Consider the following 12,942-nt stretch of genomic DNA (forward strand, 5'->3'; position numbering starts at 1 on the left):
GCAGTCGCCGTCAGTAAGAAGTCTTACACTCAGGCACGTCGCGGCTCGGGAGGCCGATCTTTGCAAAGACCTCGGGATCGATGCCGAGTGTCTGAGGGACATTGTCCTTGATTTTCACCAGTTTCGTGACCAGTGATCCATCATCGAGTTCGGTTACTTCCGACACGAAGTTGGCACCGATGGCCTGACGGTTTCCATCAAGCTTGATCTTGCCGTTCGGAGCATCCAGTTCAAGATTGCTCAGGCAGGCACGGAACGCGGCATGCCCATCGGACAGATCACCACCAACCTCATCAAGACAAGTCATGGCCGCTGTCGTGGCGTTGTAATAGCCGGTTGCCAGCAGAGACGGGCTCGGGAAGCGTTTGTCGGGCGGGAACGCATCCTGATAGGCTTTCACATAAGCCTGCCAGCCTTCGTCGTCCCAGGTGTCTGCCTGAGGTCCTGAAGACGGCGTTCCGATCAGAGCCTTTTTGGCGTCACCCTTGGAGTTCAGCACTGTGCCGTCCACCATGATGGATCCGCCGATCAGATTGGCGTCGCCGCCAGCCTGCTGATACTGGTTCAGGAAGTTGACGGCATCGCCCCCACCCAGACCGAGATAGATTGCATCCACATCATCGGGAAGCGAGGCAATGATCGATCCGAAGTCCTTGGTTCCAAGCGGCACCCAGAAGCGATCGGTGATTTCGCCACCGGCCTGACAGTATTCAAGTGCAAATCCGAAGACCTGTGTGTAGATGAAGGAATAGTCTTCACCGATCGTGGCGACCGTTTCCCATCCCTTGTCATTGAACACATAGTCGCCGAGGCCGGCCGACCATTGCGCGCCGTCTGTGTTGAAACGGAAGAAGTTGTCGGACGGGGTGACATAAGTCGTTTCCTGTGCTCCGGAAATCCCGTTCAGGAAAGTCACCTGTGGTTGCGTCTTCGAGTAGTCGCGGATCGCGATCCCCTCAGATCCAGAAAGCGGACCTATGACAATGTCCACCTTGTCCTGCTCGACCAGTTTGCGAGCTCCGCGTACGGCACTGTCCGGTGACGCATCGGTCGACTGGATGATGAGTTCTAGATCTCGACCACCTGCCTGCTCGCCTCGGACGGCCAGCGCCGTTCTGAGACCGCGCACACCATCTTCTCCGAGAACCGTATAGGTTCCTTCCAAGGTGGCCAGAACGCCGACTTTCAAGGGGTCTGCCGCATAGGCGGCACCTGTCGTTAGAAATGCAGCCGCTGATACCGCGGCCAGGAGTTGCTTCTTCATCCGTTCCTCCCAACGAATTCCAGCCGCTTCTGGACGCAGGCGGAGAAATTTCCTTAGATTTTCACCGCTCAGGATGCGTCTACGGCAACCCGGTCAGCATGCGTCAAGGAAGAATTGGGACCTATCTCGGAGAGTAAGCGTCATATAACGCTCAGTCTGTTTTTGCGGTGTTTTTCACCTGAAACAGGCCTGATCGCCATTTTGTCTAGCTTAGGCATCAGCTTGATGGCTTTCTTCAACGCTCCAGAATTTTCTTGAGCGAGACGACGGCGGCGGAGGTTCGGTTTTCGACGCCCAGCTTTCCGAAGATCCGATCCAGGTGCTTGTTCACTGTCCTGGGGCTCATTTCCAAGATGGCCGCGATTTCCTTGTTCGATTTTCCGTGTGCGATCCACACGAGCACTTCTGCTTCGCGCTCGGTCAGATCAAAGGATTTGCGCAGGAGGTCGGTCGGGTTGCCGTCAACCATTTCGGCGACCCTCAACAGATGCTCGCCCGAACTAATTTGCCCTGCATAGCTGAAGCGCAGCGAAAGGCCTGCCATGTCGGCAACGACATTGCTGTCATTGTTCGCTGCTTTGCCGACGTTGAGGAGATAGCTGCGCAACCACTCTACCGCTTCTGCGGGCAGCTGGCCGACATAATCCGGCTCATGGTGGCTGCCGCCGTCGATCAAGACCATGGCCTGCGGTGTCGCCCAGCAGATCGCGCCGGAAAGATCTACGGAGATCAGGAACCTGCCCGATGCATCCAGAGCCACATGGGCGCTGTGAGAACTGCGAGCATTGGAGATGTGGACCCGGAGCCTGGCAATCAACTCTTCCGGGTCGACCGGTTTGGTTACGTAGTCGACCCCTCCCGATTCCAACCCCCTGACAATGTGTTCCGTCTGGCTCAACCCCGTCATGAACACGACCGGAACATCGCGGAGCGCATCCAGTCGTTTGATCCGTTTGCTCGTTTCGAACCCGTCAAGTTCCGGCATGATCGCATCCATGAGGATTGCGGTTGGCGTCACCCGCGAGGCAATGTCGAGCGCCTTGCGCCCGTCCTGAGCGACCAGCACGGTATAGCCGGCCTCTTCCAATGCATCTGTCAGCATTCCCAGCGATGCCGGCGCGTCGTCGACCACAAGCACCGTTTCGCTTGGACTAGGAGCACTCATGATCATGTCCGAGCCTTTCAAGTACCTTGTCATATTGTGTCAGATCGAATTCGCGGATGAGACGACGCATATGCACCACAAACTCCGCGGCGTGGGGTTCGTGTGCTTCAATGTCATCAAGCTTGGCGCGAATGCCGCGCACATATCCAAGACCACTCAATTGTTTCAGCATTTCCAAGCTTTCCACCGAGGGCAATCTGCCCCGCTCGAAAACCGGCTCTGAGACCGATTTTGGGAAACCCGGTTGTATGCGGGGCTCTGCCGGAACGGTCCGCCAAACGATCTTAAGTCCCTGTTGCAGCTTTTCCTGAAGATCTTGCAGCCGCACCGGCTTGACCAGGTAGTCATCATGGAAGATCCGGTGCAGCGGCTCGCGCCCGCTTTCGTCCGCATTGGCGGAGATCATGATGATCACCGCGTCGCTATGCCCCCTCTCCCGCAACGTTCTGGCAAGGGTCCAGCCGTTCATGCCCGGCATGCTGATATCCAAGAGAAATGCGTTCGGTTTTTCAACCTCCGCAATTTCCAGACATGCCTGGCCGCCTGGAGCGGACAATACCTTGAAGCCGAGCGGGCTCAGAAAATCCTCGATGAGAGCTCTTTGTGCGGCATCATCATCAACCACCATGACCGTCTGGACCGGACCTTCGTAGCCATTGATCCGCATTTCGGCCCTTGCCACCTTGGCCGGTGCGTCGGCTGCGCTCAACAACATGCGAACCTTGAATGTGCTGCCGTTGCCAACTTCGCTTTCAACCTGAATGTCACCACCCATGATTTCGCTCAAGAGCTTGGTGATCGTCAGGCCGAGGCCGGTTCCTGGTACGCCTGCCTGCCCTTCTTCTTCCACCCGCTCAAAGGGATTGAAGATCCGACCAAGGTTTTCCTCCGCGATACCGATGCCGGTATCAACGATCGAAAACTCTGCAACCTGGCTGTGATAGTTGACGATCAGGCTCACGCTGCCCCGATCGGTCCATTTGATTGCGTTGGAAAGTAGGTTGATCAGCACCTGCCGCAGTCGTTTTTCGTCGCCGAAGACGAAGAGAGGAAGATTGTCTGCAGGCTTGAAGGAAAACGTCAACGCCTTGGCATCGGTCTGCAATCGGAACATATCGACAATCTGGTTGAGGAAATCGTGCAGGTTGAACCGCTCGCGATAAATTGTCAGATGACCGGCTTCGATCTTGGAGATGTCGAGGAGCCCCTCGATCAGTCCTGCGAGGTGATCGGCTGAGTGCTGGATCACTTTGACCGCGTCGCGGCGATGTGCCGGGATCGTCGGATCCTTGCGCATCAGCTGAGCATAACCGGCAATCGCGTTGAGCGGTGACCTCAGCTCGTGACTGATCCCGACCACATACCTGCTCTTTGCCTGATTGGCCGATTCAGCTGCTTCCTTTGCCTTTTCCAGCTTGGCATCCGTGCGCTTGTGCGCCCTGATTTCCTTCATCAGGAGACTTGTCTGACGCCGGGTCTCCTCATTGGCGAATTTCCGGCTTTCGTGAACAAGCACAAAGAGCCAGGCCATGACACCCGAGATTACGAGGAGAATAAAGAAGACCTGTGTCAGCGCTCTTGCAACGCCATCCTGGTCGACGGACTTCGCTTCGACAAAGACAAGCGAGAGAATGCCGCCCAGTGACGCCACGACGATCAACATCACACCAAGGTATTTGCCAACCCGCGACCCGAGCCTGCTGGCAGCGTTTGCCGGCAACAAAGCATGCAGAAACATTGAAATCTGATCACCCAGCCGAGCATTTTCCTTGCAATCGTCCTCACAACGCGCGTCCAGGGAACAACAAAGAGAACAGATTGGCCCTGCATAGACCGGACAATTGGTCATGTCCTCATGTTCAAACGTATGCTCGCAAATACAGCACTGGATCCGATGTTGTTTTACGCCTGTTTCGGACACCACATCTTCAGGTTCCCGGGCAATGTAAAACCGGCCCTTTGTCAGATAGGCAATGAGAGGAGCGAGGAGAATTGCGGTGAAAAGCGCAATGTAGCTTGCCAGGGCGTGCGCTGTCTGACCGAAGAAGCCCGCATATGCGATAAATGCGGCCACGCTTGCAACGGTCATCGACCCGAGCCCGACTGGATTGATATCGTAGAGATGTGCCCGTTTGAATTCGATATGCGGAGGACTCAGACCCAACGGCTTGTTGATCACCAGATCGGCGAAGATCGCTCCAATCCATGCGACCGCGACGATTGAATAAAGGCCGAGTGTGCGCTCCAGCGCCTTGTAGACACCCAGCTCCATGAGCGTTAACGCGATTACCACGTTGAATACCAGCCAAACGACCCGTCCAGGATGGCTGTGTGTCAGGCGGGAAAAGAAGTTGGACCAGGCAATTGAGCCCGCGTAGGAGTTGGTGACATTGATCTTGATCTGACACACGATGACGAAGACGCCGGTCAGGGCGATGGCCACTTCCGGCGTTGTGACTTTGCTGAAAGCCACAAGATACATATGCGTCGGTTCGACAGCCTTGTCTGGCGCCAATCCACTTTGCAGGGCAACGACGACCAGGAACGAGCCCATAAGCAACTTTATAGCGCCAACGACGATCCATCCCGGCCCTGCAGCCAACAATGCAAGCCACCAGCTGCCGCGTCGTCCCCGCCTTTGACGTGGCAGAAATCGAAGGAAGTCAACCTGCTCCCCAATCTGTGCAATCAAGGAAAATAGAACCGCACTGGCCGCGCCGAAGAGCAGAAGTTCAAACTGCCCCTCTTCATTCCCGAAGCGCCCTGAAAAACTCTGCCAGTCTTCAATCGGCGCAACACCTTGCCAGGCGAGAAACACGAATGGCAGCAATTGAAGGGCGATCCACACGGGCTGCGTATAGACTTGCAGACGGCTAATCAAAGTAATGCCGTATATCACCATCGGGATGACAACGAGCGAACAGACGAGATAGCCGATGTTGAGCGGAATGCCGAGAAACAGCTCAAGCGCCGTTGCCATTATCGCCGCTTCCAGAGCGAAGAAGATGAAAGTGAAACTCGCATAGATGAGCGAGGTAACCGTGGATCCGATGTAACCGAAACCGGCCCCGCGCGTCAGCAAGTCGATGTCTACGCCGTATTTCACTGCGTAGTAGGAGATCGGCAAGCCTGTAATGAAAATCAGCAATGCCACCAAAAGGATTGCCGATACGGCATTTGTGAAGCCGTAATTGTAGGTGATGGCAGCTCCGATCGCCTCCAGTGCCAAGAACGAAATCGCGCCGAGCGCGGTATTGGCGACCCACACCGGGGACCACCTGCGTGCGCTTTTGGCGGTAAAGCGCAGGGCGTAGTCTTCCAGGGTCTGGTTAGCGACCCACTGGTTATAAGTTCGACGCAAGCGAACGACCCGCTGATGACCTGCCATATACCCCGCCTTGCGAAACTGCTTTGGTCAGTCACGCTTAGTATTTGTGCAATGCAATCAATTGACCTGCTGCTTTCGCACAATCTCACGGCAGAGCGCGCTGACGAAACAACAAATCTTCCCTTCACCTTTCTCAAAAGCAAAATACATGCCTAAAAATTTTGAAAATAACTTTTACCTTAAAAGTTGTATTCAAAACTATATTTAAGATTCACTCTTGATATTCTCTCATCATCAATAGAGATGAAAAACCTCAACGTATTACCCCCCAAACAATTCGACCCATACAAACGTAAAACGATCTCATAATTTCTCTGCGCTTGGAATCAGTCAATTGACCCACAGCAACTGACGCATTGCGGCAGTGCACAAATTCAAGCGAGCCTTCCCTCCATGCGGTGGCGCCATGTGGTGCCCTGCTCCAACCTCAAACATGGAGGGGTCACCTGATGCGACGCCTGAAAAACCTGATTGAAAACCGGCTCTCCCGCCGGGCAGTTCTTGCCGGAACAGTGTCGGCTGCAACACTCGCGATGACCGGTGCTTTGACGCCGTCATTCGCACAAGATGTCAACACGACCGGTCTTGCCGTTACTGAAGACACCGTGAAAGTCGGGATCCTGCACTCCGTTACCGGGACAATGGCAATTTCCGAAACCGGTTCGGTACAGGCGGAAAAGCTTGCAATCGAGCAAATCAACGCCATGGGCGGCGTTCTGGGACGCAAGATCGAATATATTCAGGAAGACGGCGCTTCCGATTGGCCAACCTTTGCGGAAAAGGCGAAAAAACTTCTGGTCAACGACAAGGTAGCCGCCGTGTTCGGATGCTGGACCTCCGCATCCCGCAAGGCCGTATTGCCGGTCTTTGAACAGTACAACGGCATGCTCTACTACCCCACCTTCTACGAGGGTTTGGAGCAGTCACCTAATGTGATCTACACCGGCCAGGAAGCCACTCAGCAGATCATTGCCGGGATTGATTGGGTCGCCAAGGAAAAGGGTGCCAAGAGCTTCTATCTGCTCGGTTCGGACTATATCTGGCCGCGCACGTCCAACAAGATCGCACGCAAACACATCGAAAAGCTGGGCCACAAGGTTGTCGGCGAGGAGTACTATCCGCTCGGCCACACCCAATTCAATTCGGTGATCAACAAGATCAAGTTGAAGAAGCCTGATGTGATCTACGCAATCGTGGTCGGTGGTTCAAATGTCGCCTTCTACAAGCAGCTCAAGGCTGCGGGCATCGACATGACAAAAGAGAAGCCTCTGCTTTTGACCATTTCGGTGACCGAAGATGAAATTCGTGGCATCGGTGGAGAAAACATCGAAGGCGCTTACGCTGCGATGAAATACTTCCAGTCTCTCGACAATGAAAACAACCAGGCATTCGTCAAGGCTTTCAAGGAGAGATGGGGCGACGACATCGTGATCGGCGATGTGACGCAAGCAGCCTATCTCGGCCCGTGGCTCTGGAAAGCCGCCGTTGAGAAGGCGGGCAGCTTCGATATCGACAAGGTTCGCCTCGCGTCACCTGGTATTGAGCTGACGACCGCACCGGAAGGATATGTCCGCGTGCATGAAAACCATCACCTTTGGTCCAAGACCAGAATTGGTCTCGCCAAAACCGACGGTCAGTACGAAATGATCTACGAAACCGCGGACCTGATGGAACCGGATCCGTTCCCGGAAGGCTACCAGTAAGCCGACGCCTGTTCCCCAGGAACGGAAACGCCCGTTCTAAAGACGGGCCAACCCGGGGCGCTGCGTGGATGCAGCCTGCGCAGCGCCGCCTCAACAACCTCATCCTAACCCATTCCCACAGCAGGGGCACCGGCATTTGCGCCGCCCCAAAGCATGGAGACGTGCGCAATGTTCGCCGACTATACCTGGACAGAACTCGGGTCAATCTTTGCCATGCAGGGTTTTGCCGGACTGATCCTGTTTTCCGTCTTTGTCCTGATGGCCCTCGGCCTGGCCATCATTTTCGGCCAGATGGGCGTCATCAACATGGCTCATGGCGAGTTCATGATCCTCGGCGCTTACGTGACGTACCTGTGCTCCAATTTTGTCGAAGCTTACGCGCCATCCCTCTTCGGTGTGTACTTCTTCTTTGCCATGATATTGGCCTTTGTCGCCGCCGGGTCGCTAGGTGCGCTTGTTGAATGGTCTCTCATCAGACACCTCTATAAGCGGCCGCTCGATACGTTGCTGGCGACATGGGGCCTCAGCCTGATCCTGCAGCAAGCATACCGGTCGATTTTCGGTGCTCGAGAGGTGGGTGTCACCCTTCCGAACTGGCTTCTCGGATCGGTTCCGTTGACAGACATCATCGAGATCCCGATCAACGGGATCTTCGTGATGGTGCTCACCTTCTTCATCGCGATCGGCGTCTATTTCATCCTGTTCAGGTCCCGCATGGGCATGCAGACGCGCGCCGTGGTGCAAAACCGTGTGATGGCGGGTGCAGTCGGTATCAACACCGAAAAAGTCGATCGGCACACCTTTGCTCTTGGCTGCGGCATCGCCGGCATCGCAGGCAGCGCTTTCACCATGATCGGTTCAACCGGACCCACCGCGGGTCAGCTCTATATCGTCGACACGTTCCTGATCGTCGTATTTGGCGGCGCGGCCAGCCTTCTGGGCACGATTGCCTCATCTTTCGCCATCAGTCAGGCGCAATCGACAATGGAATTCTTCCTGTCCGGCTCAATGGCCAAGGTGCTCACCCTGTTGACGGTTGTCGGCATCTTGATGCTGCGCCCTCAAGGTCTTTTCTCCCTGAAAATCCGCCGCTGAGGAGGTAACGATGACCAGCTTGAAATCCTTCATGTCCCGGCAGGAAATGCTCGGCCTCCTGGTGATTGCAGCGGTGCTGTTCGTTGTCATGCCGCTCGCCATGGACATCTTCAGACTGAACCTGTTCGGCAAGTATCTGACCTACGCATTTGTCGCAATCGGCCTTGTCCTTTGCTGGGGCAAGGGTGGAATTCTGAGCCTCGGGCAAGGCGTTTTCTTCGGCCTCGGTGGGTACTGCATGGCCATGTATCTGAAGCTGGAGGCCTCAACACCGGAGGCCACCGCCATCCAGTCGACACCGGGCATCCCCGATTTCATGGACTGGAACCAGATCACGGCACTACCCTGGTTCTGGCAACCATTCAACAGCCTCACCTTCACGATCGTCGCGATCATCGCAGTTCCGGCTCTGTTTGCCTTCATCATTGGCACAGCCATGTTCAAGCGCCGTGTGGGCGGGGTCTATTTTGCCATCATCACCCAGGCAATCGCTGCAATCCTGACCATCCTCATCATCGGTCAACAGGGCTATACGGGTGGCGTCAACGGCATCACGGACCTGCGCACTCTCAAAGGCTGGGATATACGGACCGATGAAGCCAAATACATCCTCTATTATGTCAATGGCGGCCTTCTGATCGCGGTTCTGCTGCTCAGCCAAATCGTTCTGAAGAGCAAGCTCGGCAGGCTTTTGGTTGCAGTCAGGGACCAGGAAGACAGGGTCCGGTTCTCCGGCTACGACGTTTCCAATATCAAGATCTTCGTCTTCTGCTTCGCAGCCGTCCTGTCCGCGATTGGGGGCGCGATGTTCACCCTGCAGGTCGGGTTCATGTCGCCGTCTTTCGTCGGCATCGTCCCTTCCATCGAGATGGTCATCTTTTGCGCGGTTGGTGGGCGCCTGTCGATCTTTGGAGCCGTCTACGGAACGCTGCTCGTCAACTGGGCAAAGACAACATTCTCCGAGACGTTTCCCGAACTCTGGCTCTTCGGCCTCGGAGCTCTGTTCATCGCCGTGGTTCTGGTCTTCCCCAACGGACTGTCAGGTCTCTACCGCAGCTATCTCGCGCCGCTTGTGGACCGCTTCATCGTTCCGAAGGGACGAAAGACTGAGCCGGACGAGCCAACGCCGGTGGCACCTTTCAGTGCGGACACAACAGCCAAACCCGCGGAGTAGGACGCAGTCATGAACACGCTCAACAACAACACGGATTTCCTGCTCGCCATCGAGAACCTGACCGTGTCCTTCGACGGCTTCAAGGCGGTCAACGATCTCAATCTTTACATCGACGAGAACGAAATCCACGTCATCATCGGCCCAAATGGTGCCGGCAAGACAACGGTTCTGGATCTCATCTGCGGAAGAACCAAGGCAACCGACGGGTCGATCAAGTTTCGCAACAAGGAACTGACAGCCATGCGAGAGCACGAGATCGTGCGGGAGGGTGTCGGCAGAAAATTTCAGAACCCGTCCATTTATGAAGATCTTACGGTCTTTGAGAACCTGGAGCTCTCTTTTCCACGTGGCCGGACCGTCTTTGGCGCTCTCACCTTTCAGCGCGACGAGGAAGTCAGGTCTCGCGTCAGAGAAATCGCCGAGATGGTCTTCCTGGATACTCTTCTGGACATGCAAGCCGCTCTTTTGAGCCACGGTCAGAAGCAGTGGCTGGAAATCGGCATGCTGCTCATTCAGGACCCGGAGCTCTTGATGCTGGATGAGCCGGTTGCCGGCATGAGCGTCTCGGAACGCAAACAGACCGCAAAACTTCTTAATGAAATCACCAAAGGGCGCTCGGTGATGGTGGTCGAACACGACATGAAGTTCGTCGAAGACATCGCCCACCGCGTCACCGTCCTGCACCAGGGCAAGATCCTGTCGGAAGGGTCAATGGCCAAGGTCCAGGCAGATCCCAAGGTCATCGATGTCTATCTCGGTCACTAGGAGGCTCACATGCTGAATGTAGCGCATTACCACGTGGCCTACGGCCAAAGCGAGGTCCTGCATGGGCTCGATTTCACGGTGGCTCCGGGCGAAATCATTGCCATCATGGGACGGAACGGCATGGGCAAGACCACGCTGATGAAATCCCTGATGGGTATCGTTCCAACCAAGGATGGTGCGGCTGCCGTTGACGGCATCGATATCACGTCGATGAGAAGCTACGAGAGAGTGGCCAGCGGCATCGCCTATGTACCTCAGGGACGGATGATCTTTCCAACCATGACGGTGCAGGAGAACATCGAAACCGGGTTGACGATCAGCGGCCAATCCAAGGTGCCAGGAGACATCTACGAGCTGTTCCCGGTTTTGCTTGAAATGAACGGACGCCGCGGAGGCAACCTTTCCGGCGGTCAACAGCAACAATTGGCTATCGCGCGGGCACTTGCAACAAATCCCAAAGTGCTTCTGCTGGACGAGCCGACCGAAGGCATTCAGCCTTCCATTATCCGGGAAATGGCAAGGGTGTTGAGGCGTATCCGCGATGAGCGTGGCCTGTCCATCGTTGTCTCCGAACAGGTGCTCTCCTTTGCATTGGACGTCGCCGACCGCGTGCTCGTTCTGGAAAATGGCCGGCTCGTCCACGATGAACCCCGCGACAGTGTCGATGAAGACAAGGTCGCAGCATTCCTTTCCGTCTAACTCCGTTTCCAACCGCGCCAACGCATGCGCACTTCCAAGAGGAGAACCCCATGGCTGATACGCTGATTTCGGTAGATTTGAGTGAGTCTCCGCATACAAACGAGAAAATACACAATCGCTGGCACCCGGACATCCCCATGGCGGTCTGGGTTGAACCGGGTGACGATTTCAAGATCGAGACCTACGACTGGACTGGTGGGCAAATCAAGAATGACGATGATGCAGCCGATGTCAGGGATGTCGAACTTGAACAGGTCCACTACCTTTCCGGCCCTATCGGCGTCAAAGGTGCAGAACCGGGAGACCTCCTCGTCGTCGATATTCTCGATATCGGCGCCAAGGAAGAAATGCTCTGGGGGTTTAATGGCTTCTTCTCAAAGCAAAACGGCGGCGGTTTCCTGACGGAACACTTCCCGGAGGCACAAAAATCGATCTGGGACATTGAAGGTATGTTCACGCGCTCCAGGCACGTGCCGGGCGTCAGTTATGCTGGGCTTATTCATCCCGGACTGATCGGCTGTCTGCCCGATCGCTCAATGCTGGATATGTGGAATTCGCGTGAGAAGGCCCTATTCGAAACGGAGCCCGACCGTGTTCCGCCGTTGGCAGCGCTTCCCAACACTCAGTCGGCTCACATGGGCCAGTTGAAAGGCGAAGCAAAGGAAAAGGCTGCCGCAGAAGGCGCGCGCACCGTGCCGCCGCGCGAGCATGGTGGCAATTGCGACATCAAAGATCTGTCACGTGGTTCAAAAATCTATTTCCCGGTTTATGTCGACGGTGCAGGCCTTTCCATGGGCGATCTGCATTTCAGCCAAGGTGATGGCGAGATCACTTTCTGCGGCGCGATCGAGATGGCCGGTTGGCTGCATATCCGCGTCAACCTGATCAAGGGCGGTGTAGCGAAATACGGTGTCAAAAACCCGATTTTCAAGCCTTCACCGATCACTCCAAGCTACGACGACTACCTGATCTTCGAAGGCATTTCAGTCGATGAAGCAGGAACCCAGCACTATCTGGATGTTCATATCGCCTACCGGATGGCCTGCCTCAACGCCATAGAATATATGAAGAAATTTGGATATTCGGGCGCTCAGGCCTACGCCATTCTGGGTACAGCACCCGTTCAGGGGCACATATCCGGCGTAGTCGACATACCAAATGCCTGCGCCACATTGTGGCTGCCAACCGACATTTTCGACTTCGACATGATGCCAGGCTCGGAAGGGCCAATGAAGTTCATTGACGGGTCCGTTGATATTCCGCTGGCTCCAGACCTTTGAGGAGAATGCTATGCCGGTTTATGACTACCTTTGTGCACAATGTGGGCCGATAACGGCGCTGCGACCGATGTCGGCTCACTCAGAACCAATCGAATGTCCGGTCTGCAAGCAGGAGGCGCCACGCGCTTTCCTGCAAGCGCCGAACATGTCAACTCTCTCAACGAGCGATCGGACAGCACATCAACGAAATGAAACGTCCCGCCACAGCCCCGTTCATTCGACCAAGTCGGATAGAGAAGATGGGGCCAAAGAGCGCAGGAAACGTCACCCGGCTGGTTGTTCCTGCTGTTCGAGTTCCAAAAACAGCTTTCGTTCAAGTGCTGTTTACAAGGCAGACGGCAGCAAGACGTTTCCTTCAAAAAGGCCCTGGATGATCAGCCACTAGAGCATTTCTCAACTTTGACTAAGG

Annotated in this window: 10 protein-coding genes; 7 read left to right on the forward strand and 3 right to left on the reverse strand. The window is 55.4% G+C overall.

Going from position 1 to position 12,942, the window contains the following annotated elements; translation table 11 throughout:
* Positions 1–10 precede the first annotated feature (10 nt).
* The 3 genes from FIV00_RS22310 to FIV00_RS22320 form a co-directional block, all read right to left on the reverse strand.
* Positions 11–1,264: an ABC transporter substrate-binding protein gene (locus FIV00_RS22310; protein ID WP_152502819.1), complete on the reverse strand. Its 1,254-nt coding sequence runs from the start codon at positions 1,262–1,264 to the stop codon at positions 11–13.
* A 235-nt stretch (positions 1,265–1,499) separates the two neighbouring features.
* Positions 1,500–2,429, reverse strand: coding sequence for a DNA-binding response regulator (locus tag FIV00_RS22315; protein WP_209006665.1), 930 nt, complete (start codon positions 2,427–2,429; stop codon positions 1,500–1,502).
* On the reverse strand, positions 2,416–5,817 hold the full coding sequence (locus tag FIV00_RS22320) for an ATP-binding protein (RefSeq protein WP_152502820.1): 3,402 nt from the start codon (positions 5,815–5,817) through the stop codon (positions 2,416–2,418). Before FIV00_RS22320 ends, FIV00_RS22315 begins: the two co-directional genes overlap by 14 nt.
* 533 nt (positions 5,818–6,350) lie before the next feature.
* On the opposite strand from FIV00_RS22320, the gene urtA reads away from it, so the two are divergent.
* The 7 genes from urtA (at position 6,351) to FIV00_RS22355 (ending at position 12,918) form a co-directional block, all read left to right on the forward strand.
* Entirely contained in the window at positions 6,351–7,520 is a 1,170-nt protein-coding gene (gene urtA / locus FIV00_RS22325) for an urea ABC transporter substrate-binding protein (RefSeq protein ID WP_247649434.1), read from the forward strand.
* A 168-nt stretch (positions 7,521–7,688) separates the two neighbouring features.
* A complete protein-coding gene (gene urtB, locus FIV00_RS22330) occupies positions 7,689–8,615 on the forward strand; it encodes an urea ABC transporter permease subunit UrtB (RefSeq protein ID WP_152502822.1) in 927 nt (308 codons plus the stop codon).
* Between the two features lie 10 nt (positions 8,616–8,625).
* On the forward strand, positions 8,626–9,789 hold the full coding sequence (gene urtC / locus FIV00_RS22335) for an urea ABC transporter permease subunit UrtC (RefSeq protein ID WP_152502823.1): 1,164 nt from the start codon (positions 8,626–8,628) through the stop codon (positions 9,787–9,789).
* Positions 9,790–9,798: 9 nt separating this feature from the next.
* Positions 9,799–10,554, forward strand: coding sequence for an urea ABC transporter ATP-binding protein UrtD (gene urtD, locus FIV00_RS22340; RefSeq protein ID WP_152502824.1), 756 nt, complete (start codon positions 9,799–9,801; stop codon positions 10,552–10,554).
* A gap of 9 nt (positions 10,555–10,563) precedes the next feature.
* The gene (urtE, locus tag FIV00_RS22345) at positions 10,564–11,253 is read left to right on the forward strand and encodes an urea ABC transporter ATP-binding subunit UrtE (RefSeq protein ID WP_152502825.1); all 690 of its coding nucleotides are present in this window, start codon (positions 10,564–10,566) and stop codon (positions 11,251–11,253) included.
* Positions 11,254–11,303: 50 nt separating this feature from the next.
* Positions 11,304–12,533 (forward strand): formamidase, encoded by a 1,230-nt coding sequence (gene fmdA, locus FIV00_RS22350; protein ID WP_152502826.1) that lies wholly within the window; start codon positions 11,304–11,306, stop codon positions 12,531–12,533.
* A 10-nt stretch (positions 12,534–12,543) separates the two neighbouring features.
* Positions 12,544–12,918 carry a zinc ribbon domain-containing protein gene (locus FIV00_RS22355; RefSeq protein WP_152502827.1) on the forward strand — a complete coding sequence of 125 codons (375 nt, stop codon included), beginning with the start codon at positions 12,544–12,546 and terminating at the stop codon, positions 12,916–12,918.
* Positions 12,919–12,942: the final 24 nt, after the last annotated feature.

Origin of the sequence: Labrenzia sp. THAF82, assembly GCF_009363435.1 — a bacterium.
Lineage (GTDB): Bacteria > Pseudomonadota > Alphaproteobacteria > Rhizobiales > Stappiaceae > Roseibium > Roseibium porphyridii.